Raw genomic sequence first — 25,723 nt, forward strand, 5'->3', positions numbered from 1 at the left:
AGGAAATCATCGTTCTTTTTTCATGTCTTAGGAATTAGTTTTTTCCCAGACACTTTTTTGTATCTATATTAAAATATTTCTTCGCTGCATCGCTCATACGATCCGGCGTCCAGACCGGATACCACACAAATTCCACATCAACGTTTTTTACTTCTGGCACTTTTTTAACCGCTTGAGTAATGCCATCAATTAGGTAACCAGTTAGCGGACAAGCAGGGGTGGTCAAAGTCATATTGATCAGACAGATCCCATCTTTGTCCAAGTCGATTTCATAAATTAGCTCTAAATTGACTACGTCAACGTTCAATTCAGGATCAATGACTGTCGCCAATTGATTGATAATATCGTTTTTAATTGTTTCACCGTCACGCATTTTATCACGCATCCTTGCCAAAAATTTTAGCTTTGATTGCTTGGCCGGTTGGAGTGCCAGCTAAGCCGCCGATTCCGGTTTCGCGGAGGGATGCTGGCATTTGATGACCAACTTTTTTCATGGCGTCGATACATTCGTCGGCCGGAATTACACTGGTGCATCCCGCAAGCGCCATGTCTGCCGAAATTAAAGCATTGCCTGCACCGATCGCATTCCTCTTAACGCAAGGAACTTCAACCAAGCCAGCGATTGGGTCGCAGACTAGACCGAGCAAGTTAGACATTGCAATCGACATTGCTTGTGCGCTCTGCTCAGCACTGCCACCAGCTGACTCAACTGCGGCAGCGGCGCCCATGGCAGATGCACTACCAACTTCGGCTTGGCAGCCACCGGTTGCGCCGGCAATTTCTGCGTTATTGGCAATAACAAGGCCGAATCCACCAGCAGTAAAAAGAAAGCGAATCATTTGCTCTTCACTAAGATCCATTCTTTTTTCTAATAAAAACAAGACACCAGGCAAGGTACCAGAGGAGCCAGCTGTAGGTGTGGCACAAATTACGCCCATTGAAGCATTGACTTCGTTGGTGGCAACCGCATTTTGCACTGCGGCCATGATAGTGTCACCAGATAAAGTATGGTGAGTTTGACGATACTTTTTAATTTTGACAGCTTCACCACCAGTTAAGCCTGTTTTAGAAAATACGCCATCACCACTTTTTCCACGCTCCACTGCGGCACGCATTGTAGCCAAATTATGTTTCATTCGGTTCCAGATTATTTGCCGCGGCAGACCAGATAGCTCGCATTCTTGTTCAATAATTAACTCCGAAATAGGTTTATGTTGCTTTTCAGAATCAGCAACAATTTCTTTAATATGGTTATACATAATCTTGTTCCGTTTTAAAGACAAATAATATTTTCAAACTTTTCTTTTAACTCTTTTACTAAGGCGGGCTTGAGATAGTTGTCGATATCGTATTCGTAGATATTGCAATCTTTGGTGTAAAAAATTCGCTTCTTACTAAAAGGAGCTTTTTCCTGTAATAAGAAAGTCAAATTTTGCTCGTTAAGAATATCTTTTTCATAATCAAGCCAAATAATAATTGGCAACGAACCCGTTGGGGTGATTTCGGTGTCGTGAATTATTAAATGACGAATTTCGATCGATCCACCGCCGATAGAACAGCCCGATATCTGTGCCTTTTTGGTTCCGCTAGACATATCTAAGATTGCTGTATTGGGATGATCGATTGGACTAGGTCCATCTTCTTCGACAAAGCGAATATCGACGCCACGTTTTTTAGCAATCTCAGGTGCGTTAGGTACACGCAGATCATCTGTGTCAAAGCCTAAAATTCCCGCGGCGATAGCGTAGTCTGTCCCGTGGCCGCGATGAGTTTGGGCGAAAGAGCCATAGTAATGGACTGTTACTTTTCTAGGAACTCCACCAAAAAGTTTGTTTCCAGCTCGGCCGATTGCGACGGCACCAGCTGTATGTGAACTAGATGGACCTACCATGATGGGCCCGATAATATCAAATACGCTTTTGTAACGATTCGTCATTTCTGTATCTCCAAGTAAGTATTCTGCTTTCATTATAGCGAATTATTACTAATCAATGTATTATTTTAATAGTAATTAAAAATTAGCTAGGGGTTGAAGATAATGACTAAAGAAAAAGATGAATTGAAGAAAAATTTGGAAAAGGTAGTAGAAGAACAGGGCGGACAACAAGCAGTATCTTATCAAGACTTGTTTAATCCAAGATTCATGCAAAAGAATACGCATTTTACTACGATTGATGTTTTTGTAAGAGAGTTAGGCGCAAGAAGTTTTCCTGGGATTGAACAATTAGGTCAAAAAGTGGTAGATGATTTTGTTAAGAAGGAAACTAATTTTAATAGCTGGGAAGAAATGCAACAGCGTGCAGTTAGCGAATATATGACTAGCTTGTTTTAGTAAAGAATAAATTACTAAACATAGAATAATAGTTTTTATTCTTATTTTGTAAGCGCTGTAACTTAATATGCTATCATAGATATGAAGAGTAATTAAAAAACTATTGATAGTTATGAACTTATATTCATAAGTTCGGAGGAAGTTATATGACAGACAAAGAAATTTTGCAAAAGATTGAACAAGGCGTTAAAAATTCAGAAAATTGGGAAGTATATCATCATTTAACAGATAACCTAGGTTCACCTGCATTAATGCTTCGTAAAACTAATACTAATGCAGATAGATTAGGTGTTAACATTGATGTCTTCAAAGGATATGCTTATTTGTTCTTAGACAACGGAACGCCAGCAGAACCAGGCAAACCATTTTCTGTTCAAACCTTAACTAGCTTGAATGCATTGACAGAATTGCTTGACATAGTAAAGCCTTACATTAAAAGAGATTAAATTCATTAGATCATTAAAATGCCTCACTGTTGTGGGGCATTTTTTCATGACTAATTTTAAATTTTCTTAAAACATTAAGTGATATTTTTCACATATAATAGTAAAAGACAATTTTTTAGAAAGTTGGAAAAGAAGTGACACATAAAAAATCATTTTTTCCGTGGTGGATATTTATCGTTTGTTGTTTTATCTCAATGATTGGGTTTGGCTTGTTGGTTAATACAATTGGATTATTCTTCGGGCCAATCAGTCAAGAGTTTAATGTAGGACGTGCTAATGTTGCACTAATGACGACATTTCAGAATGCGGCTGCCGCAATTGCCTTGCTTTTTGCTGGTAAAATCATGGAAAAGGTAAATTTACGCTGGCTTTTAACCGCTTGCTTTGTCTTAATTGCCGTTAGCATGCTTAGCTTAACTTTTGCCAATTCATTAGTTCATTTTTATCTTGCATGGACAATCATTGGGATTTGTCAGCCGATCGCAATTACTTTGTCAATTCCTGTTTTGCTTAGCAAGTGGTTTAACCAAAAGCTCGGCACAGTGATGGGAATCTCGCTCGGACTTTCTGCTTTAGGTGGAACGATTTTTAATCCGATTATTGCCGAAGTAATTAAGCAATTTGGTTGGCGTGGCGGCTTTGTTGGTGAAGCTCTATTGATTGGACTGATTTTAGTTCCTTTAGCTATTTCAATTAAGCCTGAACCAACGATGCAATATCCTGCATATGGCAAAGCAATGCAATCAAGCAAAAAGGTGGCTTTAACAGGTTTAAGCCTGAAGCAAGCTTTGAAGATGCCAGTATTTTACGCTGTAGCTTTCGCCATGCTTGCACTGCAATTTGTTTCCGGTTCTGTCCAACATATTTCAGGACATATTACTAATATCGGAATTTCACCAATCACTGCCGCAACTGTTGTATCAGGAGTAATGATTGGTGCCGCAATTGGTAAGATTTCTATTGGTTATTTCCTTGATAAGTTTAATGCCAAGTTAGTTTTAGCCGTTTATTCTTTATTCGGTGTAATCGGTTGGGGCGGCCAGGCAATGCTTAGAGAAAGCAATTTATTGATTTTAGCTGCCGTAATTCTCGGTCTTGGTCAGGGAGTTTGTTTAGTTGCATTGCCATATTTAATTCGTCAAATTTTTGGTGAAAAAGACTATAGTAACATTCTTTCGGTCGTCAATATGATTGGTGCATTTGCCATGTCAGCTTCGGTTTACTTGATCGGTTTATTCTTCGATCAAACTGGATCTTACGACTTAGGATGGATGATTAATGTCTCAGCATTTGTACTTAGCTTCATTGTGATCATGATTACACTAGGTAAAAAAGAAAGCGTAAATTCTGATTTAGAAATAGTTGAGTAAAAAGAAAAAGCTTCGTCTCATAAGAAACGAAGCTTTTTTGCTTGCCTAATTATTTATTTTCATTAACTACTTTAACGATTTGAATCAATACAGTTGGCATTACTGCAAGACCAATAATCCAAAAAAGTTGCTTGCCAGTTAAAGGAGTTACGGCAAACAAACCGTGCAATGCTGGTACAAACAAGATTAATGCTAAAAGCAATGTACCTACAGCAAATGCAGTTAAGCTGTACCAGTTGTTCTTAAAGCCAATCTTGAAAATGCTGTGTTGTGAACGACAGTTGAAACCGTGAAGCAATCTAGCAAATGTCAAAGTAGAGAAAGCCATCGTACATGCAACAGCTGGACTAGTTTGACGACCAATCATGAAGGCGGTAATTACGCCGACTGCAATGATCAAGCCTTGAAGTCCTACCTTGGTAACTAATGACTTATCCAAAATACCAACCTTAGGATCACGTGGCTTTCTGTCCAATACATCTGGAGCACCTGGTTCCACACCGATTGCTAAAGCTGGAAGAGAGTCAGTAACTAAGTTAATGAACAGTAATTGTACAGCGATAAATGGTACTGAGAAACCACCAATTGAAGCAAATAATACCGTAATAATAGCTGACAAGTTACCTGAAAGCAGGTACATAATAGCATTTTTAATGTTTTCAAAAACAGTTCTACCATTAGCAACAGCCTTGATGATGGTTGCAAAATTATCATCAGCCAAGATCATGCTGGCAGCGTCCTTAGATACTTCCGTGCCGGTGATTCCCATGGCAACACCAATGTCGGCTTTCTTTAAAGCAGGGGCATCGTTAACACCGTCACCAGTCATAGAAACGATATGATCCTTCTTTTGCCATGCGTTAACAATTCTGATCTTGTTTTCAGGAGATACACGAGCATAAACAGAAATCTTCTCAATCTTTTGTTCAAGCTCTTCATCGCTCATCTTATCAAGTTCAAGACCAGTAACAGCTAAGTCACCATCGTTGAAGATACCAATCTTTTTAGCAATAGCAACTGCAGTAACCTTGTGGTCACCAGTAATCATTACAGTACGGATACCAGCTTTTTTAGCTCTGGCAACAGCTGCAATACTTTCTTCACGAGGTGGATCCATTTCAGAAACCAAACCAATGAAGGTAAAGCCATTTTCTGTTTCAGGTGTTAAGTCCTCATCGCTTTCTTTATAAGCGAAAGTTAACACACGCAAACCATTTTCGGAGAAGTGTTGGTTTTGAGCTAAGATTTGCTTCTTATCTTCTTCCGTGATTGGACGAACTTCGTCATCTAATCTAATGTTAACGCAGCGATCAAGCAAGACATCGATGGCACCCTTAACAAAGATAGTAGGAACTGTATGAATCAAGTGCTTAGTACTCATCAATTTTCTATCAGAGTCAAAAGGTACTTCTTGCTTACGAGTTAAAAGCCCTCTTAAATCTTCTTCAGTTAAGCCTAAGCCTTTATCACCTAAGTCGATACCAGGTACTTGGCGGTACATTTCTAATAATGCGTATTCCGTTGGGTCACCGATACCCTTGCCATCAACTAAGCTAGAATCGTTGTTTAATACTGCATCATATAGTAAGTAACGATGTAATTGATTCCCTAAGTCTAGTTGATCAGGCTTTAAGACTTCGCCACCAATGTAGATGTCTTCAACGGTCATCTTGTTTTGGGTTAGAGTACCAGTTTTATCGGAACAAATAACGGAAACGGAACCTAAAGATTCAACGGCAGCCAAGTGTTTGATGATGGCATTTTCTTTAGCCATCTTTTGTGTACCCATAGCTTGCACGATGGTTACGATTGAACTCAAGGCTTCAGGAATTGCGGCTACAGCTAAGGCAACTGCAAAAAGAAGTGCATCCATAATCGGTTGACCGCGCCAGATTTGCAAGCCAAGTACGATGGCACAAATGATCAAAATTGCCGTGGCCAGTTTGGATGAGAACTTATCAAGTGAGACTTGAAGTGGGGTACGACGTTCCTTGGTTTCATTCATCAAGGAAGCGATCTTACCGATTTCAGTGTTCATCCCTGTACCAGTAACTAAAACATTAGCGCGGCCGTAAGTAACTAGTGAACCTGAGTAAACCATGTTGAGACGGTCACCCAATGGGATTTCATGATCGAAGTCAACGTCGGCTTTATCGATGTTGGTTGATTCACCGGTTAAAGAACTTTCGTTAACTTGCAATGAATAGTTATCCAAAATACGACCATCGGCGGTAACCATGTCGCCGGTTTCTAAAAGCATGATGTCGCCAGGTACAACGTCTTTGGAATCAATTTCGATTTTTTCACCATTGCGCAGAACTTTGGCACTAGGTGAAGATAGCGACTTGAGTGATTCAAGGGACTTTTCTGCTTTAACGTGCTGCACCGTACCCAAAATAGCGTTCAGGATCAACACAGCGATAATAACTAAAGTACTTTCTAAGTCACCGGTAAAAGCAGAAATGACGGCAGCGATGATCAGGATGATGACCATCAAGTCCTTGAACTGCTCTAAGAAAACTTGAAAGGCAGTTTTCTTTTTACCTTCGACTAAGGCATTTTTACCGTATTTAGCCAAATTTTCTTTGGCTTGGCCAGTCGATAGACCATCAGTACTGGTTTTAAATTCTTTTAAAACCTCGTCCTTGGTTTGTAAATAATACTGTTTCATAAAATCCTCCAGAATTGGGCAATCTTAGACAAAAAAGAGACTATGCCCAAACTTTAAAAAAGTTTATGCATAGTCTCACCATTTAAATTTACAGCGGAAATTGCTTTCGTGATATGACGCCGTAAATACAATTATTTGTCGGTTACTCCCTATATATAGTATAAATTAAAACATACGGGATTATTTTTGGCAATAAAAATTTAAGGGATATTTTGCTCTGCCTCTAAGTGCATTATAATAAAAAATCATAAATTGGAGGGGTAAATATGAATGATGTGATTCTGCCACGTAAACGTTGGCAACAAATCTTCAACGTGCAAATGATCATTATGCTGATCGTAACAATTTTAGAAATGATTCCTAAGCGAGAGCGCAATGCAGGTAATATTTTTCAGTTAGTATGCTTAATTTTAGTCATTGGTTTAAATTTTTACGTTCAATTTAAGCGTAAAAATCCTAGTAAGATTAGTTATGAAATTAACCGATGGGTTACTCTTTGGCTGCTTAGCGACCTTTTTATTGATGCATGGTTAAAAGTGGGCAACTATTTTCTTCTTAATTCTAAGCAACTAGAAATACTGTGTGTTCTTCTACTTTGGGCGGCTTATTTAGTTCTACTATTACCACTAGCAGTTCTTTATGCAGGGGATTTAAAGAAATGGTATCTTAGGTTAATTGCTGTTTATTTACTTGATCAGCAATATGGGCCTGATCAATTACTATTGGTCAGCAAAAACTTGCGTATAATGCATTCCATTACCTGGCAAGGCGTAATTGCAGCATTAGCTTTATTAATTTTAGCCTGCTTTTTAGGCTATGCCTGGGGATATCGTTTAAATCCAAATTTAAAATTTGTCAAAAGTCGCAATTTCCAAATGTCAATTTTCATTATTGTTATAGCTTTTGCGACAATCGATCTGTTTTACAATGCTTTCAGTGATTATGACAAACAGATTTGGACAGCTTTCTTTAGCTACTCGATTGATATTCAATCAAAATACCTGACAATTCCAAATCTCACGTCCGCAATTGAACCAGGAATTTTGGAAGAAACAGAGCGTTATTTAATGGTTCTCATTTTTATTGCTGGCTTTAATCGCTTCCCTAAATGGCGCGTGCCAATCGCAGTTTATGCGTCTGGTATTCTTTTTGGTTTATCCCACGCTGGCAATGTTGGTTGGAATGGCGAAAACTTGTCTGCAACAATTGCGCAAGTTATTGGTGTAATGGGTAGCGGCTTCTTGTGGGCTGTTCTCTATCTTTACAGTGGTAAACTTTGGCTGCCAATGATTTTCCACTTCTTAATGGATTATCTAGCTGATCTTCAGTCGGGTTGGAATTCAGCTGGGTGGCAATTTAGTGGATGGGCTACCGACTATATTTCAGAAATATTAATGGTAGCAGTGCCTTTAGCTTTTACAATTTGGATGATGTTCGGTCAAAGACGTGCTGTTCTAGAGGAAAATGCAAATCGTTTGCTTAATTCAAATTAAAATGTATGACATTGATTGGTACATTGTTTTAGTTCATGAAAACCGCTATACCGTTTCCAAAAGTTAGTAGCGGTTTTTATTTTCGCCACGAGTGAAATTGCTTAATAAGCTGCTGATATGATTTCAACATTTTTTGTGCATTTTCAAAAAGTTTGGTAACTTCTTGAACAGCAACGTTTAATGCAGTAAGTGAGCTTATTAAGCCGAAAATGAACCATACAAGATGATCCGTTAAATATTTTGGACCTCCTTTCGTTAAGATTTTGAAGACCAATTTATATTTCTATTGGCATCATCTCCGCGAAGAAATTTCCACCGGCATATTAACTTTTCTGTTCCTAGACAATAATTGCATTAAATTATTAGTTACAATTATTGTCTTTTTTTATATAAAAAATCGGCATCTTATCACTAAGATAAGTGCCGATTAAAGCATATTAAACTATCTATTTTTATTACTTTTCAAACTTCTTGCCCCAAGCCCATGGGTCTTCGTGCCAAGTCTTCAATACATCGTATTGTTCACTAGAGATATGACCTGATTCATTTTCCTTCTTAAGAAGTTCTGGGTAAGAAAGAAGTGGAGCATATTTAACGCCGCTCTTGGCAAAGTTTTCTTTTGCGTCTGGCAAGTAGTAGGTGAAGATTGAAGATACGCCGATTACGTTGCCACCGTCTTTTTCAGTTGCCTTAACAGCGTTCAAAACTGAACCACCAGTAGTGATTAAGTCGTCGATTAAAACAATCTTATCATCCTTTGAGAAACGACCTTCAATTTGACGACCCTTACCGTGATCCTTTGGCTTTGGACGAACATAAATCATTGGAAGGTGTAACTTGTCAGCAACCCAAGCTGCGTGAGGGATGCCGGCAGTTGCAACACCACCGATAATGGTTGCTTCAGGGAATTCCTTGGCAATCAAGTTGGCTAAGTCGCTGGCAATCATGTCGCGTAATTCTGGGTAAGATACAGTCAAACGCAAGTCAGTGTAGATTGGTGAAAGCATCCCACTTGCATAGGTAAATGGTTTGTCAGGTGAGATAGTGATGATTTTTTCTTGGATAAGTTGAGAAATAATTTGATCTTTATGCATTTTAATTAAACTCCTTCTTGATTGCTTCATAAGCAGCTTCTGGATCACTGGCTAAAGTGATAGGGCGGCCAACAACGATGGCACTTGAACCCCATTCCTTAGCATCGGCTGGTGTTGCAACTCTTGATTGGTCATCCTTGGCGTTGCCCTTTGGACGAATGCCGGGAGTGACATATAAGAAATCGTCGCCGATTGCTTCGTGCAATTCTTTGACTTCAAGTGGTGAACAGATAACGCCGTCTGCACCGGCAGCTTTTGCCATCTTTGCCAGGCTGAGTACTTGTTTGTCCATTGGTAAAGAACAGTTTTGTTCGTGGGCTAAAACATCGTCTGAAATTGAAGTCAATTCAGTGACAGCCAAAAGCTTAGGTACGCTCTTGCCAGCGGGTGTGCCAGCGATTAAGCCGTCTTTAGCGGCCTTGATCATTTGACTGCCGCCAAGTGCGTGCACCGTAGTAAAGGTGATGCCGAGTTTTGCCAAAGCCTTAGCACCGTTATAAACAGTGTTTGGAATGTCATGCATCTTAAGGTCTAAGAAGATCTTGTAGCCTTGATCGGTTAATTCTTTAACTACATCAATGCCGGCATTATAGAACAATTCCATGCCAACTTTGATAAAAACATTTTCCGGTTTGCCTAGTTTTGACAAAATTTCGTGTAATTTTTCTTCATTGTCCAAATCGAGGGCAACGATAACAGGTCTAGTCATTTTTCCTCCACAAAAAAAGTCTATACGTGGCGCAGAGAGACACCAGGTATAGACTTTCCCCAGATAATTTAAGTCAATATTTTGAACTTGCGGTCTCTCTGTACCGTTTAAAGTTTGATCAAAACGAAGTTTAACACCATCGAAAATAAAATACAAATAAAATTTTAGACTTTTAAAAATCAAAAAAGGCGTGTACAATCTGTTCTAAAAAATAAGCGAATGTCCGTGAGCATTCATTTTTGGAGGAAAATTATGACAAATACACGCGTAAAGTTACCAGGATTAGATTTGAAGAACCCGGTGATGCCAGCAAGTGGTACCTTTGGTTTTGGCGATGTGCCAGCAGCTAAGAAGTTCGATTTGAATGACTTAGGTGCAATGGTAATTAAGACAACCACGCCACACGCAACAACAGGTAATCCGCAACCTCAGATCGCTGTTTTAGACGATGGGGTACTTAACTCAGTGGGTTTAACTAATCCTGGTGTTGACGCAGTAATTAGTGAAAAATTAACACCGCTTAGAAAGCAATATCCAGACTTGCCAATTATGGCTAGTGTGGGTGGCGACAGTGAAGATGACTATGTTGAAGTTGCAAAGAAGTTATCTGTTTCAGGATTAGTCAACGCACTAGAGATCAACGTTTCTTGCCCTAACGTTGATCGCGGCGGCATGAGTTTTGGTGTGCATCCCGACGTAGTTGAAGAATTAACCAAAAAAATCAAAAACGTGGTTAACGTTCCAATCTACGTCAAATTAACGCCAAACGTAACTGATGTCGTTACTATCGCAAAAGCTGCCGAAAAGGGCGGTGCAGATGGTATTTCCATGATCAACACTTTGCTTGGCATGGAAATCGATGTGAAAACTAGAAAGCCAGTCCTTGGTCACAACATGGGCGGTTTGTCAGGTGAAGCTGTGAGACCGGTTGCTATTCGCATGATTGCGCATGTTCACCAAGCAGTCGATTTACCAATCATTGGTATGGGTGGAATTAGCTCAGCTGAAGACGTCGTTAAATTCATGCTTGCCGGTGCAAGTGCCGTAGCAGTAGGTACTGCACACTTCCACGACAGCATCGCATCCAAGCATATCGCTGATAGTTTACCTGCAGAACTTGAAGAATTAGGCGTCGATGATATCAATGATTTAGTTGGACAAGTTAAACTTAATTAATCCCTTGACAAACGCTGTCATTTACAGTAACTTTAAAGCAATGAATGTCCTTTAAAATTAGTCCCGTGAGGCTAGCAAGGCAGGCTTAAATTAAGTTTCGACTTTACAGAAAGCTCCTAGTCTCAGAGAAGAATGGGAGCTTTTTTAATGGGCAAAAATTAGGAGGCTATTAAATTGGCAAAAGAAATTTGGGATGCACTTGCAATGAAGCGTGCGCTTACGCGTATTACGTACGAAATCATCGAACAAAATAAGGGTACCGATGATCTAGTATTAGTTGGAATTAAGACGCGAGGCGTTTACTTGGCTAATCGCATCCATGACAGAATTCAAAAACTTGAAGGTGTTGATGTTCCAGTTGGTCAACTTGACATCACCCTTTACCGTGATGATCGTCATGATGCATCCTTAAAGCAAGATCCAGTTGTTAACTCTGATCAAGTTGGTGTTAACATCGATGACAAGCACGTTGTCTTGATCGACGATGTTATTTACACTGGTAGAACAATTAGAGCTGCGATGGATGCTTTGATGCACGTTGGTCGACCAAGTTCGATCAGAGTGGCAGTTTTGGTTGACCGTGGTCACCGTGAATTGCCAATCCGTGTCGACTTTGTTGGTAAAAACATTCCAACTTCTGCCGACGAACAAGTCGCTGTTAATGTAGTTGAAAAGGACGGCAAAGATTCAGTTGAATTGAAGGGTTTGCCAAAATAAAAAATAGAAAAAGTAAATAATTCAACCATTTAATTGACTCCAGAGAGGGCCAGAAGGGTTGCTTAGTTTTTCGTATACAAAAGTGCGAAGAAAAAGCCTGGAGCAATTAAATGCTTCAGGCTTTTTTGATAGAAAGAATAGAAAATGGAAAATTTAAATCTTTTCAGTTTACCACATTTTGTTAGTGTTGAAAATTTGCATGTCGATGAAGTTGAAGCTTTAATCAAACGAGCTGAATACTTCAAAAAGGGCGGCGCAACACCTCGCTTAACTAAGCCGGTTTACGTAACCAACATGTTTTTCGAAGACTCAAGCAGAACGCATACGAGTTTTGAAATGGCTGAAAGAAAATTGGGCTTAACAGTTATCCCATTTGATCCAGCTCACTCATCTGTTAACAAAGGTGAAACTTTATACGACACTTCATTAATCATGAACGCTTTGGGCGTCGATCTTGAAGTGATCCGCCACTCACAAAATGAATACTACGACGATTTGATCAACTTGAAAGAACACCAACACTTAAACATCGGTGTGATCAACGCAGGTGATGGCAGCGGCCAACACCCAAGTCAATGTATGCTCGACATGATGACTATTCACGAACACTTCGGCCACTTTAAGGGCTTGAAGGTAGCCATCGTCGGCGACATCACTAACTCAAGAGTAGCTAAGAGTAACATGGAACTTCTTACTAGATTAGGTGCAGAAGTTTATTTCTCAGGTCCAAGCTACTGGTACGACAAAAAATTTGATAAATACGGCAAGTATGAAGAATTAGATAAATTAATCCCTGACATGGATGTCATGATGCTTTTAAGAGTACAACATGAACGTCACGCAGGTGATCCTAATGAAAAGAAATTTGATGCTAAAGCTTACCATGAAAAATACGGCATCAACCATAAACGCTACAACGAATTAAAGCCTGACACAATCATCATGCATCCAGGTCCAATCAACCACGACGTTGAACTTAGCGGTGACTTGGTAGAAAGCGACAAGTGCATGTTTGTCCGTCAAATGCAAAATGGTGTATTTATGAGAATGGCCATGATTGAAGCAGTATTACGCGGAAGAAAGCTCGGAGGTCTCGAATAATGACAACAGTAATTAAGAACGGTACCGTTTATCAAAATGGTCACTTAGTTAAAGCAGACGTTTTAATTGAAAATGACAAAATCAAGGCAATCGGTACTGATTTAACAGGCGATAAAGTAATTGATACCAAAGGCAAGTTGGTCAGCCCAGGTTTAGTTGATGTCCACGTTCACTACCGTGATCCTGGTCAAACATATAAGGAAGATATTAGAACAGGTAGTGAAGCAGCTGCTCGCGGCGGCTTTACCACAGTAGGTGCTATGCCTAACGTAACTCCTGTGCCTAACACTCCAGAATTAATGGAGAAAATGGTTGAGGAAAACAAGGAAAAAGGCGTAGTTCACATTTTCCAATATGGTCCAATCACCAATGATGAGACAACCGATGTCATTCCTGACTATGCAGCCCTGAAAAAAGCTGGTGCCTTTGCTTTGAGTAACGATGGCCACGGTGTACAAACAGCTCAAACCATGTACTTGGCTATGCAAAAAGCTAAGGAAAATAACTTGATCGTTGCGACCCACGCACAAGACGATTCACTCTTTAACCACGGTACCGTTAACGCAGGTAAGACTGCAGAAAGATTGAATTTACCACCTGTCACTGACCTTGCTGAAACCACGCAAATTGCTCGTGACTTGCTCTTGGCTCAAAAGACTGGCGTTCACTACCACATCTGCCACGTTTCAACTAAGACTAGCGTTGAACTTGTCCGCATGGCAAAGGCTCGCGGAATCAATGTTACTTGTGAAGTTGCTCCTCACCACATTCTTTTAACTGGTGACGATATTCCAAAAGACAACGGCTACTTCAAGATGAACCCACCACTAAGAACTAAGGAAGATCAAGCAGCACTTTTAGTAGGACTTCTTGATGGCACAATTGATCTGATTGCTACTGACCATGCGCCTCATGCTAAGAAAGAAAAGCAAGGCGGAATGAAAGGTGCAGCTTTTGGTATCACAGGTAGCGAAACTGCTTTCAGTACGCTATATACTAAGTTTGTAAAGAACGAAAAGGTCTTTACTCTCGAACAATTATTGTCATGGCTTAGCGATAAACCAGCTAAGACCTTTGGTCTTAAAGACGCCGGCGTTCTTGAACCAGGCAAGCCAGCTGATATCGCAATCTTTGATTTGGAACATGAAAAAGAAATCAAGGAAGCAGACTTCAAGTCTAAGGGAGTTAACACTCCATTTACTGGTCATAAGGTTTATGGCTCAACTGTGATGACAATGGTTGATGGTAAGGTTGTATACCAGGAAGGAGCAGAGTAAATGTCAATGCGCTATTTAATTTTAGAAGACGGCAGTGTTTATGCCGGTGAAGGCTTTGGCGCCGATCGTGAAACAACCGGTGAAGTTGTATTCACAACAGGGATGACCGGCTATCAAGAAGCAATTACTGATCAAAGTTATGCAGACCAAATTTTGGTTTTCACTAACCCATTGATCGGCAACTACGGTATTACCTTAGCCGACTATGAATCACTTGAACCAAAGATCAAGGGTGTGATTTGCCACCAAGTAGCACGTCACCCAGATAACTGGAGAATGCAAACTACTTTGCCTAAATTCTTAGAGCACTTGGATATCCCAGGTATTCAAGGCATCGATACACGTGCTTTAGTTAAAAAGCTCCGTGTTCACGGTACTTTAAGAGGTAAGATTGTAGATTCTAAGGAAGATGCAGAAAAGATCACCAAGATTTTACAAACTGAAAATGTAACTCAAGGCATAATCAGCCGCGTATCAACTAAGAGTCCATATCCGGTTCCAGGTTCAAAGCGCAACATCGTAGTGATCGACTTTGGTATCAAGCACAGTATTTTACGTGAACTTGCCGAACGTGACTGTAACTGTATCGTCTTGCCATATACTGCAACTGCTGAAGAAGTCTTAAACCTTCATCCAGATGGTGTTCTTCTTTCAAACGGCCCTGGTGACCCAGAAGAAATGGCCGCAAATGGTGCTACAAACATGGTTCGTGAAGTAGAAAAATATGTGCCATTGATGGGTATTTGTATGGGACACCAAGTCTTTGCTTTAGCCAACGGCGCTAATACCTACAAGATGAAGTTCGGTCACCGTGGTTTCAACCATCCAGTTCGTGAAATTGCTACGGGCAACATCGGCTTTACTTCACAAAACCACGGCTATGCTGTAGATGCTGACTCAGTTGATAAAGACAACTTAATGATTACTCACGTTGAAGTAAACGACGGTACTGTTGAAGGTCTTCGCCACAAAAAGTATCCAGCATTTTCAGTACAGTTCCACCCAGATGCAACTCCAGGACCACACGATGAGGTTTCACTATTTGATGACTTTATGTCAATGATTGACCAAAGAAAGGAAGAAGAGCGTCATGCCTAAGAGAAAAGATATTCATAAGATTATGGTGATTGGTTCTGGTCCAATTATTATTGGTCAGGCCGCAGAATTCGACTATTCTGGTACTCAGGCTTGTTTGGCTCTTCGCGAAGAAGGTTACGAAGTTGTTTTGGTTAACTCCAACCCAGCAACTATCATGACTGATACGACAATCGCTGACAAAGTCTACATTGAACCTTTGACTGTTGAATCAATTTCAAGAATCATTCGTCAAGAATACCCAGATGCTATTTTGCCAACCTTGGGTGGTCAAGTAGGTTTAAATATGGCATTGGCTCTTGCAAAAACTGGTATCTTGGATGAACTTCACATTGAACTTTTGGGTACTAAGCTTGATTCAATTGAACAAGCTGAAGACCGTGAGAAGTTCAAGGAATTATGTAAGAAGTTAGGCGAACCTGTGCCACCATCAAAGACTGTTAATACAGTTAAAGATGCTTTGGCATTTGGTGACGAAATCGGCTACCCAATCATTGTACGTCCTGCCTTCACAATGGGTGGTACTGGTGGTGGTATTTGTCACAACCGTGAAGAATTAGCTGAAATTGCAAAGAACGGTTTGGAACTTTCACCAGTAACTGAATGTTTGATTGAAAAATCCATTGCTGGTTACAAGGAAATCGAATTTGAAGTAATGCGTGACCACGATGACAATGCGATGATCGTCTGCTGTATGGAAAACTTCGATCCAGTTGGTATTCACACCGGTGACTCAATTGTCTTCTCACCAAGTCAAACCTTGTCAGACAAGGAATACCAAATGCTTCGTGATTGTTCACTCCGTTTGATTCGTGCGCTTAAGATTGAAGGGGGATGTAACGTACAGCTTGCCCTTGATCCTAACAGCTTTAACTATGACGTTATCGAAGTTAATCCAAGAGTTTCTAGATCAAGCGCCTTGGCTTCAAAGGCTACTGGTTATCCAATTGCTAAGATGGCTGCCAAGATTGCCGTTGGTATGACTTTGGACGAAATCAAGAACCCTGTAACTGGTACTACTTATGCCGAATTTGAACCAGCTCTTGATTACGTTGTCTGCAAGATCCCTCGCTGGCCATTCGATAAGTTCCCTAAGGCTGACAGAGTTTTAGGTACTCAAATGAAGGCTACCGGTGAAGTTATGGCCATCGGTAGAACCGCAGAAGAAGCTATGCAAAAGGCTGTTAGATCTCTTGAAATCGATGAAAAGGATCTTTACTCTGAAGAAGCTCATGTAGCTAGTGATGATAAGCTTGAACAAAAACTAGTAAAAGCACAAGACGACCGTTTATTCTACTTAGCTGAAGCATTCAGACGTGGCTATACATTGGAAGATGTGCATGAATTAACTAAGATTAACTTCTACTTCTTGGATATCGTAAAGCACATGGTCGAAATGGAAAAGACTTTGCAAGAAAACAAAGACGATGTAGATACACTGCGCCTTGCTAAGAAATACGGCTTCAGCGATCCAACCATTGCCAACTTGTGGGGCGAAACCGCAGATGATGTAAGAAACTTCAGAAAAGCTAACGGCATCATTCCAGTCTACAAGATGGTTGATACCTGTGCCGCAGAATTTGAATCAAAGACCCCATACTTCTACTCAACTTATGATGCAGAAAACGAATCACATAAGTCAGGTAAGAAATCAGTTGTCGTAATTGGTTCAGGCCCAATCAGAATCGGTCAAGGTGTAGAATTTGACTACGCAACTGTTCACTGTGTTAAGGCTTTACAAAAGATGGGTTATGAAGCTATTGTTATTAACTCAAACCCTGAAACTGTTTCAACTGACTTCTCAGTCTCTGACAAGCTTTACTTTGAACCATTGACTCTTGAAGATGTTTTGAACGTCTGTGACTTGGAAAAGCCAGTAGGTACAATCGTTCAATTCGGTGGTCAAACTTCAATCAACTTGGCAGCTGGTCTTGAAAAGCATGGCGTTAAGATCTTGGGTACCGAGGTTAAGGACGTTAACCGTGCAGAAGACCGTGAGTTATTCGATGAAATCATCAAGGACTTGAAGCTTAACCAACCAAAGGGTTTAACTGCAACTACTCACGAAGGCGTTATCGAAGCTGCAGAAAAATTAGGCTACCCAGTTTTGGTTCGTCCAAGTTATGTCTTGGGTGGTAAGGCAATGGAAATTGTCTACAGCAAGGATGAACTTGAAGAATACTTGCAAGACCACGTAGATATTGCGGCTGATCACCCGATCTTGGTCGATGACTACTTGGATGGTCGTGAATGTGATGTTGATGCGATCTGTGACGGTAAGGATGTGCTTTTACCAGGTATTATGGAACACATCGAACACGCTGGTGTTCACTCAGGTGACTCAATGGCAGTTTACCCACCACAAACCTTCACTGAAGAAGTTAAGGAAAAGATTACCGACGTAACTAGAAAATTGGCTTTGACTCTGAACTGTAAGGGAATTATGAACATCCAGTTTATTGTGCGCGATGGGGATGTCTATGTAATTGAGGTAAATCCGCGAGCAAGTAGAACTGTTCCATTCTTGAGTAAGATTACTGGTATTGAAATGGCTCAAGTTGCTACGCGTGTAATTATGGGTGAAACCTTGGCTGAACAAGGCTACAGTGATGGCTTGGCACCAGAACCTGATATGATCTCAGTTAAGGCACCAGTCTTCAGCTTTAGTAAGTTAGCTGATGTTGACTCATACCTTGGACCAGAAATGAAATCAACTGGTGAAGTAATGGGTAGTGATCATACTTTTGCCAAGGCATTATACAAGGCATTTGCGGGTGCTAAGATGCAACTACCTGAGAATGGCAATGTTCTTCTTACTATTGAAGATAGAGATAAAGAAAAGATTTTGCCAATTGCGAAGCGCTTTGCACGAATTGGTTACAGAATCTTTGCAACTAAGGGTACAGCCAACTTCCTTAAAAAGAATGACTTGCACGTAGAACTCGTGACGAAAGTACATGATGATGAGCATGCTGACGATAACATCCTGAACGAATTACGCGATGGTCAAATTGATTTAGTGATCAATACGATGGGACATGATATTGAAAAGAATTCAGATGGCTTCATTATTAGACAAATGGCAATCCAACAAAACGTTCCGTTATTAACAGCTTTGGACACTGCGGATGCCTTGCTTAAATCGCTAGAAAATATATCATTTGCGACTAAGAGTTTGGATTAAAGGTAAATAAGAAGTAAAAAAGATGATCGAAAGATCATCTTTTTTAACTCGCACTTGTTTTTCGTTTGCAACGTATCCGCTTTCATTGATACAATGCTCCTTGTAACTTTTTTACAAATATAGGGGAGAAAAATAATGAGTTATTTATTTCTATTCATTCCAGCAATCGGCTGGGGACTTATGCCGATGTTCGTTGCTGGGGTCAAGAAGAGTAACATTTACCACCAAATTTTAGGTACTGTGCTCGGTGCATTTATCTTTGGTGCTGTAATGACTCTCATTAAACGTCCAACTTTTGATGGCACTACATTTATGTTAGCAATGCTTGCTGGAGCTGCCTGGGTAATTGGTCAGGTCGGACAGTATTACAGTTATTCTAAAGTTGGTGTTTCTGAAACAATGCCAATTTCAACCGGTTTGCAATTAATTGGTGTACCACTTGTCGGAGTATTAATCTTCGGTGAATGGGCAAGTACTCAATCTAAGATCTTTGGTTTCTTAGGTATTTTGGCCTTGATCATCGGTGTTGCATGTACTTCATTGACTGATAAGGGTACTGCCGAAGGTGGCAAGAAGAACCAAACAACTACTATGATTGTTTTGGTTTTGACTACTTTGGGTTACATCACATCAAGCTCAATTCCTAAGGCTTTGAAGGGTGATAACACCATGATTTTCTTCGGTGAAACCATTGGTATGTTGATCACCACTGTGATTTACTTACTTGCAACTAAGAAAATTGACGTTGTTAAAGAAAAGGAAAGCTACCAAGTTATTCCTGCAGGTTTGATTTATGCCGTAGCTGCACTTGCATATATCGTTTCAGTAAAGATGAACGGTGTTAACTTAGCTTTCGTCATGTCACAACTTTGCGTGGTTATTTCAACTCTTGGTGGTATCATCTTCTTACATGAACAAAAGACCAAGAAGGGTTACATCTATACTGCAATTGGTTTGGTATTAATTGTAGCTGGTGCTGTCTTAACTTCAGTATTTTAACAAATTGGCAACAGATGTCTAATTTAGATATCTGTTGCTTTTTTTATCTACTTAGTAAGCAAATGAATTAAAATAGTAAGAAACAAGAAAAGTAAAAGTTAGGAGCCTCTTCTATGAATGACAACGTTGTATATGTAATCTGTGCACGGCGATATGCTAAAAATGGTGAAGTAATTGAACAAAACGTCCATGTTTATAGTTCATATCAAAATGTGATTGCCGCCTTTAAGCCATTTTTAGATATGCCAAATAAAGAAGTACATATGAATGGCAAAGATGAAATGCTGCAAGTAAGAATCTATGATCCTGCTAATGAATTTTTGACTAGATATCGTTTCGATATCTATGAAAAGAAAATCGATAATTTCTTTCCAGGAGGAACGGAACATGTTTAATAAAGAAGAAGCGTTAAAAAAGTTAAGCGAAGAAGAATACAACGTTACCCAAAAAGCTGCGACCGAGTACCCTTTTACAGGAAAATATGATGATTTTTATGACAAAGGAATCTACGTTGATGTGGTGTCCGGTGAGCCGCTTTTCTCTAGTGAAGATAAATATGATGCAGGGTGCGGCTGGCCCAGCTTTACTAAACCGATTAAGAAATTGGCATATCATCGCGATCAATCTCATGGCATGGAACGAACAGAAGTGAAAAGCCCTGAAGCTGATTCACATTTGGGCCATGTCTTTACCGATGGACCAGTTGACAAAGGCGGATTGCGATACTGCATTAATTCGGCTGCGTTAAAATTTATTCCGTATGATAAGCTTGATCAGGCTGGATACGGAGAATATAAAAAAATATTTAAATAATAAAAAAGACAGGTATTCCAATACGAATATCTGTCTCTTTATTTACTATTAATTATTTTTCGTAAAACTTAATCTCGGTATTAGCTAAATCAATTGTGTAGGTCTCATCTTCAAGTGGACGCTTAGTCATGCCCTGATCAGTTGAGTAGATGATTAAAGCAAGTTTGCTACCGGATGGGATAGTGTAGTAGGTAGGTTGAAGCAAGAAGTCTAAGTCATAAAACTTATCGGCATCGATTGCTTCAGGTTTCTTCATATCCTTAAAGTTTTGTAAATTCATGTGAGCCTTAGTGATTAACTTAGCCTTGGTCTTTTTATCTGGAACAAATTCTTGCAAGGTATCAGTACCAAAACGGTAGCCTAATTCTTGTCCGCCGCGCATTAAGAACCTAGGAGTAGCAGTTAATCGTTGTCTTTCACCAAGTTCAACTAAAGCAACGGAAATTTCACCCTTTGGAAGGCTACCAGAGACTCTTACTTTGACTTCTGGGCGACCCACGATCGTAGTAGGATGAATAAATTCATCTGTTTCAAAACGTAGGCTTGGTTTAGCCCATTTTTCATCGCCACAGATAAACTTGTATTGCCAGTCGCTTTCTGAGATGCCAGATTTCTTAAATTCAGTGCCACCAACATCGGTGAAGCTCATCTTTGCCTTGCCGTTACCATCTTGGTAAAGTTCATGGTCATCTGTTGGATAGTAGATCTTTTCTTGACCTAATTCATCGCTCCAGTCTTTTTCTTCATGCCACTTATCAGCTTGCAGGTTATCTTGAATCATGACTGTTGGCCATTGATTGTAGGCATTGTTTTCAAGACCGAGCAACTCATGAACAAACCAAAGATTCATTAAATCTGTGAAGTCGATTGAGACAAAATTGTTCATGTTGTAGTGTGGGCCTTGGTGCAAGAAGAGATGATGCTTCATTGGCATCTTGGATACTAGTTGCCAGATCTTGTAAACGTTCTTTGGCTTAACGTTCCAGTCGTTTAAACCGTGAACTGAGATCCAGGAACATTTGATGCCATCAGCGTGGTGGCGGTAGTTTCTAGCTTCCCAGAAGTCAGAGTATTGACCAGTTTCACGGTCTTCTTTTTCAAGTAATTCCTTTTGCATCTTGTCGTATTCAGGCTTGATCTTAAGGTATGAACCAGCATCCCATAAGTTTGACTGACAGGTTTCAGCAAGTAAATCTAAATCTTCACCTTGGCAAGCCTCAGGAGCAATAACCAAACCGTGTTCACGGTAGTAGTCGTACCATGATGAAATAGCAGCTTCAGAAACAACAGTCTTCAGACCCTTGACGCCAGTAGTTGCAATAGCGATTTGCAAAGTACCCAAGTATGAACGACCAGTCATCCCGATGTTGCCGTTGCACCAGTCAGCCTTAGTTTGAACAGTTCTAGTTCTGTCAGTGTAGGCAATACGATCGCCATGCAGCCATTCGATAACTGCAGCAGCTGATTCAGTTTCTTCAGGTGCACCGGTGATGCGGACACCGTCACTGCCGCGCGTACCGATGGCACCAGCAAAGACGCTAGCAAAACCACGAGCAAGCATATATTCGTTTAATGGGTAAGATGACTTGTGAACTGCTTCTTCAGTTGCTGGGTGGCTTGAACCATCTGGCTTTTCTGCCTTAACGATTGGTGAGTGAACGTATTGTGGGTCATCCCAAGTGGTAGAATCAGAAAGATTTTCGTCAACATTGTGGTTACGCTTTTCGTTGGCAATGATTCCGCCAAAGTATGGGGATGCGGTGTAAAGTGCGGGTACTTTTAATCCCTTATTGGTTTCTGCAGGACGGAAAACAGTAACTTGGATTAAATCGCTCTTACCGTCATGATCAGTGTCAAGATCAGTTTCGACATAAACGACTTCGCGGATGACTTTGTTTGTGTCAAAAACAGGGATAGATTTGCCATTGAAGAATTTGAACTTGTTTTGACCCCAGAACTGAGTGAAGTAGCCCTTGCCTGCCATTACATCAAGCAAGATTTGTCCGTTCTTAGCACGAGTATTGAGCAAGCGGTAGAAAGCAGAAATTAACTTTTGATTATCGCTAATGTCTTGCATAAATGGCAAAGCGTTTCTTTGCATAAAACCAGTTGAATCGGCAAATTCATAGTCGTAGTGAACGTGGTAGCCGAGGAGTTGCAAAGCTACATTATAGAATTGTTCGGTGCCGATTTCTGTTGGCTTTTCTTTAAGAAAATCAGCCAAGGTCTGGTGATCGGAAACTGCAAATTCAGCAAGTTTGGCATTTTTAGCAGCGTCGGTTTTAGCTTCAGCGATCGCATTTTTAACTAATTTGGCTAAAAGACTACTGAAGTCCCAGTCTTGATAATTTTTTGGTAAGAAGTTGATATCGATTAATTCTTTAACTTGTTGTTGAAAATCAGTTTCAACATAAGCGTATTGGTTATATTTCATATTTTTCTCCTTTGTCAGTATTATTACCTTATAGTTTACCCGTTTGAAGTGAGAGAACCAATAAAAAATGAAATCAATAAAGAAATATTTTAAGTAAAGTAAAAATAGTCCATAATATAAGTAATTAGATTTTATTGATATAAGGATATTTTTATGGGACTGTTCGATTTATTTAGTAAAAAACAAAAGAATGCTAATCAATCATTTTTGGCTGAGCAGCGCGGACAACAAGCAATTGCAAAAATTAATAAATTAGCTTTGCCTGAGCGCTTGAAAAAGCAAATGATCGATGCTGGGGTATTCGATATTTGGTTTAACGATGAGGATTTAGCACCGCTGGCTACAGCTATTAAAGATGAAGAAATAATTCAATATGCAGCGATTGGCATTAATGAGCATAGTGAAAATGTAATGCTTGTTTGCAGCAATCGTAATTTGATTATATTGAAGAAAAAACGTAGCAATGAACCTCAGATTATTGATTTAAAGCAGGTTAAAAGTGTCATCTTAAAGAATCAGCTTATGTATGGTGAATTATCTTTAATTGTTGGTAATCGGAGCTTAGATATTAATTCAATTAATAAAGTTCCCGCTGAGATTTTGGCCGATAATATTAAAAAGTGGTTCAAAATTGCTCAGGGTGAAGATGATGATTTTGATCAGCAGCTTGAGCAAATCAAAAAATTGAAAGAATTGCTGGATCAAGGGATTTTAACAGAAGAAGAATTTCAAGCTAAAAAGAAGCAAATTCTGAAAATATAATTTTTAACAATGTCTTTTTCTTGATTATGAAGTTAGACCGTGTATAATATTTGTCTAATTATATTTAAGGAAGGACATGGTTTTATGAAGCTTATTAAAGTGAAAATCCTAACAGTCTTGTGTGGTTTGCTAACCTTAAACGGCTTAGCCATGTTGTTTTCAGGACTGATTATTCAAATGAACGAAGCAGCAGATTTTAACGCTGCACATGAATTAGTTGTAGCTAATTCCACTAATGCGATTATCTTTTTAGGTGTTGTGATGGTCCTTGGCTTTGGAGTATTGTTTTTCAATAACTGGGCCAAGATGAAGAATAAACATAGTAAATGTGTAAAATTGATTTAATGTAAAGAAACCCCTACAAGATTTCATAGAGTCTTGTAGGGGTTATTTTTTATAACCAAGTTTGTTTAAATATATCATCTTTAAAGCCGCAGGTTAAATGTTGCTCATCTACGACAAGAGGGCGCTTAATTAACTTGCCATCTTGTGACATCATTTCTGCTGCTTCTTCAATGGTCATCGTTGGTACTTTTTCTTTTAAATTGTCCGCACGATAACGTTGACCGTGTGTATTAAAGAAGTATTTCAAACCGCGATCTTGATACTTAGTCATCCATTTAAGCAAATCGTCTTTTTTAGGCGGCTCTGCAACTAAATCTTGAAATTCATACTGAACATGATGGTCGTCCATCCATTTGCGTGCTTTTCTAGAAGTGGAGCAACGTTTATAACCGTAAAATTTAATCATAAATTACCTCATTTACTCATGTGTTGTCTGAAAAATTCGATTTCTTCATCGTTAGCGATATCTGCGATTCTGTCTTTTTGGTTAACGAAAAAGACGTGACCACGAGGATTATCTTCATCACCATAAGATTTACAAATAGCATGAACGCCGCGACCAAGCAAAAAGCCGAAAAGTGTAAATTGCATGTCGTGTAAAAAGTCGTTATTGGCAGTAATTAAAAACGTAGGCAAGAAATTGTGGTCAATGTATTTTTCTACATCCAACTGTTCATGATATTTATTAACTGCATTCTTAGTAAAGTAAAGACTTTCCACGCCTGCAAGGCTGTCTGGCGTTAAGACGAAGGATGCGGCACAGTTTAAGCCAACTGCTCTAAATTTTAAGTTAAGTGGCTTATATGAGAATAATTTAGCATAATCTGGATTGGCCAAAATGGTAACGTATTGCTCTGCCATTTGACCGCCTGCACTGTCACCAATAATGAAGACATTATTTCTGTCTAAGCGATATTCTTCTGCATGATCATCGACCCAGTGCATGTAACGATCAACATCGTCTAATTCATCTGGAAATTCTGCATGTTCTGGGGCTAAACGGTAGTTAGGATTAATAAATGCAAATCCACGCTTAGTTAACCCCATGCCATAGTATTGGTAGGTTTCTTTGGTACCATAAACCCAACCGCCACCGTGGATATTAATAATGACAGGGAAGGGTGCACTTTCTTTTTTAGGAAGATAAACATCTAATGTATGCCATTTTTCGTCTGGACCGTAAGGTAAATTGTCGATTCTTTCAACTTCTGGGATGTCATGAGGCAGATCACTGTCACGATGATCATCGCTTTTCTTACAACTACTGCGATACTCATGAAGGAAGTTTTTAATTTTATTTGTAAGTTCCATCTTCTTATTCTCTTTTCTAAAAACAAACGCTTTCACAATTAATTATACTCAAACTAAAAATAAAAAATATTTTTTTAAAAAATATGCTTGCATTTTTAAAAGATATTACCTATAATAATTTATGTTCTGTTGAGGACATACAAACATACGAAATGGTCTGGTAGCTCAGCTGGATAGAGCAACAGTCTTCTAAACTGTGGGTCGTGGGTTCGAATCTCACCCGGATCACTGATAAAAGCAATACTGCGTGTATTGCTTTTTTTGTGCTTAAAATAAGTTGATCACCATTTGACCACTAAAAATTGTATAATACAAATTCATGACAATAATTAAGTTATTCTTACATTGAAGCTTAATCTGTTGACTAAATTTGCTAACGATATTATTCTAAATT

24 protein-coding genes and 1 tRNA gene are annotated in these 25,723 nt (G+C 39.5%); 16 read left to right on the forward strand and 9 right to left on the reverse strand.

The window, feature by feature from the left end; genetic code table 11:
* Positions 1–34 precede the first annotated feature (34 nt).
* From CP368_RS01305 to CP368_RS01315, 3 genes are read right to left on the reverse strand one after another with little or no spacing between them, the layout of a single operon-like run.
* A complete protein-coding gene (locus CP368_RS01305; RefSeq protein WP_098045669.1) occupies positions 35–373 on the reverse strand; it encodes a metal-sulfur cluster assembly factor in 339 nt (112 codons plus the stop codon).
* A gap of 4 nt (positions 374–377) precedes the next feature.
* The gene (sdaAA, locus tag CP368_RS01310; protein WP_098036639.1) at positions 378–1,259 is read right to left on the reverse strand and encodes an L-serine ammonia-lyase, iron-sulfur-dependent, subunit alpha; all 882 of its coding nucleotides are present in this window, start codon (positions 1,257–1,259) and stop codon (positions 378–380) included.
* A gap of 14 nt (positions 1,260–1,273) precedes the next feature.
* Complete coding sequence (locus CP368_RS01315) at positions 1,274–1,936, reverse strand: serine dehydratase beta chain (RefSeq protein ID WP_087235976.1); 663 nt, start codon at positions 1,934–1,936, stop codon at positions 1,274–1,276.
* A 102-nt stretch (positions 1,937–2,038) separates the two neighbouring features.
* On the opposite strand from CP368_RS01315, the gene CP368_RS01320 reads away from it, so the two are divergent.
* The 3 genes from CP368_RS01320 to CP368_RS01330 all read left to right on the forward strand — a co-directional run bounded on the left by CP368_RS01320 (position 2,039) and on the right by CP368_RS01330 (position 4,148).
* Entirely contained in the window at positions 2,039–2,332 is a 294-nt protein-coding gene (locus CP368_RS01320) for a hypothetical protein (protein WP_098045670.1), read from the forward strand.
* 146 nt (positions 2,333–2,478) lie between these two features.
* Complete coding sequence (locus CP368_RS01325) at positions 2,479–2,778, forward strand: hypothetical protein (RefSeq protein WP_087176449.1); 300 nt, start codon at positions 2,479–2,481, stop codon at positions 2,776–2,778.
* Between the two features lie 134 nt (positions 2,779–2,912).
* Positions 2,913–4,148: an MFS transporter gene (locus tag CP368_RS01330; RefSeq protein ID WP_087176448.1), complete on the forward strand. Its 1,236-nt coding sequence runs from the start codon at positions 2,913–2,915 to the stop codon at positions 4,146–4,148.
* Positions 4,149–4,197: 49 nt separating this feature from the next.
* Here the strand turns inward: CP368_RS01330 and CP368_RS01335 are convergent, their stop codons facing one another.
* Positions 4,198–6,819 (reverse strand): cation-translocating P-type ATPase, encoded by a 2,622-nt coding sequence (locus CP368_RS01335; RefSeq protein ID WP_098045671.1) that lies wholly within the window; start codon positions 6,817–6,819, stop codon positions 4,198–4,200.
* 266 nt (positions 6,820–7,085) lie between these two features.
* Here CP368_RS01335 and CP368_RS01340 point away from each other — a divergent pair, with 266 nt between their 5' ends.
* Positions 7,086–8,312: a CPBP family intramembrane glutamic endopeptidase gene (locus CP368_RS01340; protein ID WP_098045672.1), complete on the forward strand. Its 1,227-nt coding sequence runs from the start codon at positions 7,086–7,088 to the stop codon at positions 8,310–8,312.
* A gap of 455 nt (positions 8,313–8,767) precedes the next feature.
* Here CP368_RS01340 and pyrE read toward each other — a convergent pair whose 3' ends face one another.
* Positions 8,768–9,406, reverse strand: coding sequence for an orotate phosphoribosyltransferase (gene pyrE / locus CP368_RS01350; RefSeq protein ID WP_098044124.1), 639 nt, complete (start codon positions 9,404–9,406; stop codon positions 8,768–8,770).
* A 1-nt stretch (position 9,407) separates the two neighbouring features.
* Positions 9,408–10,115 (reverse strand): orotidine-5'-phosphate decarboxylase, encoded by a 708-nt coding sequence (gene pyrF, locus CP368_RS01355; protein ID WP_098045674.1) that lies wholly within the window; start codon positions 10,113–10,115, stop codon positions 9,408–9,410.
* Positions 10,116–10,367: 252 nt separating this feature from the next.
* Between pyrF and CP368_RS01360 the strand changes: the two genes are divergently transcribed.
* From CP368_RS01360 to msrB, 9 genes are all read left to right on the forward strand, one after another.
* On the forward strand, positions 10,368–11,291 hold the full coding sequence (locus CP368_RS01360) for a dihydroorotate dehydrogenase (RefSeq protein WP_098045675.1): 924 nt from the start codon (positions 10,368–10,370) through the stop codon (positions 11,289–11,291).
* 174 nt (positions 11,292–11,465) lie between these two features.
* A complete protein-coding gene (gene pyrR / locus CP368_RS01365) occupies positions 11,466–12,008 on the forward strand; it encodes a bifunctional pyr operon transcriptional regulator/uracil phosphoribosyltransferase PyrR (RefSeq protein ID WP_098044121.1) in 543 nt (180 codons plus the stop codon).
* A 144-nt stretch (positions 12,009–12,152) separates the two neighbouring features.
* Complete coding sequence (locus CP368_RS01370) at positions 12,153–13,109, forward strand: aspartate carbamoyltransferase catalytic subunit (protein ID WP_098045676.1); 957 nt, start codon at positions 12,153–12,155, stop codon at positions 13,107–13,109.
* Positions 13,109–14,386: a dihydroorotase gene (locus CP368_RS01375; RefSeq protein WP_098045677.1), complete on the forward strand. Its 1,278-nt coding sequence runs from the start codon at positions 13,109–13,111 to the stop codon at positions 14,384–14,386. Before CP368_RS01370 ends, CP368_RS01375 begins: the two co-directional genes overlap by 1 nt.
* Before the next feature lie 6 nt (positions 14,387–14,392).
* Complete coding sequence (locus CP368_RS01380) at positions 14,393–15,484, forward strand: carbamoyl phosphate synthase small subunit (RefSeq protein ID WP_087235473.1); 1,092 nt, start codon at positions 14,393–14,395, stop codon at positions 15,482–15,484.
* Entirely contained in the window at positions 15,477–18,665 is a 3,189-nt protein-coding gene (gene carB, locus CP368_RS01385; protein ID WP_098044118.1) for a carbamoyl-phosphate synthase large subunit, read from the forward strand. The genes CP368_RS01380 and carB overlap by 8 nt, the downstream gene beginning before the upstream one ends.
* A 135-nt stretch (positions 18,666–18,800) precedes the next feature.
* Positions 18,801–19,664, forward strand: a complete 864-nt coding sequence (locus CP368_RS01390) for a GRP family sugar transporter (RefSeq protein ID WP_087176578.1) — start codon at positions 18,801–18,803, stop codon at positions 19,662–19,664.
* Positions 19,665–19,777: 113 nt separating this feature from the next.
* Entirely contained in the window at positions 19,778–20,059 is a 282-nt protein-coding gene (locus CP368_RS01395) for a hypothetical protein (protein WP_056945464.1), read from the forward strand.
* A complete protein-coding gene (msrB, locus tag CP368_RS01400) occupies positions 20,052–20,477 on the forward strand; it encodes a peptide-methionine (R)-S-oxide reductase MsrB (protein ID WP_098045678.1) in 426 nt (141 codons plus the stop codon). The genes CP368_RS01395 and msrB overlap by 8 nt, the downstream gene beginning before the upstream one ends.
* Before the next feature lie 52 nt (positions 20,478–20,529).
* Here the strand turns inward: msrB and CP368_RS01405 are convergent, their stop codons facing one another.
* Entirely contained in the window at positions 20,530–22,911 is a 2,382-nt protein-coding gene (locus CP368_RS01405; RefSeq protein ID WP_098044116.1) for a Xaa-Pro dipeptidyl-peptidase, read from the reverse strand.
* A gap of 153 nt (positions 22,912–23,064) precedes the next feature.
* Here CP368_RS01405 and CP368_RS01410 point away from each other — a divergent pair, with 153 nt between their 5' ends.
* Positions 23,065–23,673, forward strand: a complete 609-nt coding sequence (locus tag CP368_RS01410; protein ID WP_098044115.1) for an SHOCT domain-containing protein — start codon at positions 23,065–23,067, stop codon at positions 23,671–23,673.
* A gap of 84 nt (positions 23,674–23,757) precedes the next feature.
* Complete coding sequence (locus CP368_RS01415) at positions 23,758–24,018, forward strand: hypothetical protein (protein ID WP_087176582.1); 261 nt, start codon at positions 23,758–23,760, stop codon at positions 24,016–24,018.
* A gap of 49 nt (positions 24,019–24,067) precedes the next feature.
* Here CP368_RS01415 and CP368_RS01420 read toward each other — a convergent pair whose 3' ends face one another.
* Both CP368_RS01420 and CP368_RS01425 read right to left on the reverse strand, forming a co-directional pair.
* On the reverse strand, positions 24,068–24,424 hold the full coding sequence (locus tag CP368_RS01420; RefSeq protein ID WP_098044114.1) for an arsenate reductase family protein: 357 nt from the start codon (positions 24,422–24,424) through the stop codon (positions 24,068–24,070).
* 8 nt (positions 24,425–24,432) lie between these two features.
* On the reverse strand, positions 24,433–25,329 hold the full coding sequence (locus tag CP368_RS01425; RefSeq protein ID WP_098045679.1) for an alpha/beta hydrolase: 897 nt from the start codon (positions 25,327–25,329) through the stop codon (positions 24,433–24,435).
* Positions 25,330–25,483: 154 nt separating this feature from the next.
* Between CP368_RS01425 and CP368_RS01430 the strand changes: the two genes are divergently transcribed.
* A tRNA-Arg gene (locus tag CP368_RS01430) sits at positions 25,484–25,557 on the forward strand.
* Positions 25,558–25,723: the final 166 nt, after the last annotated feature.

The sequence above is a fragment of the Lactobacillus sp. UMNPBX17 genome, from assembly GCF_002553735.1.
GTDB classification, from domain to species: Bacteria; Bacillota; Bacilli; order Lactobacillales; family Lactobacillaceae; genus Lactobacillus; species Lactobacillus gallinarum.

Coding starts and splice junctions, on each gene's coding strand:
- CP368_RS01305 (WP_098045669.1), bottom strand. CDS start 373: ATGCGTGACGGTGAAACAATTAAAAACGATATTATCAATCAATTGGCG.
- sdaAA (WP_098036639.1), bottom strand. CDS start 1,259: ATGTATAACCATATTAAAGAAATTGTTGCTGATTCTGAAAAGCAACAT.
- CP368_RS01315 (WP_087235976.1), bottom strand. CDS start 1,936: ATGACGAATCGTTACAAAAGCGTATTTGATATTATCGGGCCCATCATG.
- CP368_RS01320 (WP_098045670.1), top strand. CDS start 2,039: ATGACTAAAGAAAAAGATGAATTGAAGAAAAATTTGGAAAAGGTAGTA.
- CP368_RS01325 (WP_087176449.1), top strand. CDS start 2,479: ATGACAGACAAAGAAATTTTGCAAAAGATTGAACAAGGCGTTAAAAAT.
- CP368_RS01335 (WP_098045671.1), bottom strand. CDS start 6,819: ATGAAACAGTATTATTTACAAACCAAGGACGAGGTTTTAAAAGAATTT.
- CP368_RS01340 (WP_098045672.1), top strand. CDS start 7,086: ATGAATGATGTGATTCTGCCACGTAAACGTTGGCAACAAATCTTCAAC.
- pyrE (WP_098044124.1), bottom strand. CDS start 9,406: ATGCATAAAGATCAAATTATTTCTCAACTTATCCAAGAAAAAATCATC.
- pyrF (WP_098045674.1), bottom strand. CDS start 10,115: ATGACTAGACCTGTTATCGTTGCCCTCGATTTGGACAATGAAGAAAAA.
- CP368_RS01360 (WP_098045675.1), top strand. CDS start 10,368: ATGACAAATACACGCGTAAAGTTACCAGGATTAGATTTGAAGAACCCG.
- CP368_RS01370 (WP_098045676.1), top strand. CDS start 12,153: ATGGAAAATTTAAATCTTTTCAGTTTACCACATTTTGTTAGTGTTGAA.
- CP368_RS01375 (WP_098045677.1), top strand. CDS start 13,109: ATGACAACAGTAATTAAGAACGGTACCGTTTATCAAAATGGTCACTTA.
- CP368_RS01380 (WP_087235473.1), top strand. CDS start 14,393: ATGCGCTATTTAATTTTAGAAGACGGCAGTGTTTATGCCGGTGAAGGC.
- carB (WP_098044118.1), top strand. CDS start 15,477: ATGCCTAAGAGAAAAGATATTCATAAGATTATGGTGATTGGTTCTGGT.
- CP368_RS01390 (WP_087176578.1), top strand. CDS start 18,801: ATGAGTTATTTATTTCTATTCATTCCAGCAATCGGCTGGGGACTTATG.
- CP368_RS01395 (WP_056945464.1), top strand. CDS start 19,778: ATGAATGACAACGTTGTATATGTAATCTGTGCACGGCGATATGCTAAA.
- msrB (WP_098045678.1), top strand. CDS start 20,052: ATGTTTAATAAAGAAGAAGCGTTAAAAAAGTTAAGCGAAGAAGAATAC.
- CP368_RS01405 (WP_098044116.1), bottom strand. CDS start 22,911: ATGAAATATAACCAATACGCTTATGTTGAAACTGATTTTCAACAACAA.
- CP368_RS01410 (WP_098044115.1), top strand. CDS start 23,065: ATGGGACTGTTCGATTTATTTAGTAAAAAACAAAAGAATGCTAATCAA.
- CP368_RS01415 (WP_087176582.1), top strand. CDS start 23,758: ATGAAGCTTATTAAAGTGAAAATCCTAACAGTCTTGTGTGGTTTGCTA.
- CP368_RS01420 (WP_098044114.1), bottom strand. CDS start 24,424: ATGATTAAATTTTACGGTTATAAACGTTGCTCCACTTCTAGAAAAGCA.
- CP368_RS01425 (WP_098045679.1), bottom strand. CDS start 25,329: ATGGAACTTACAAATAAAATTAAAAACTTCCTTCATGAGTATCGCAGT.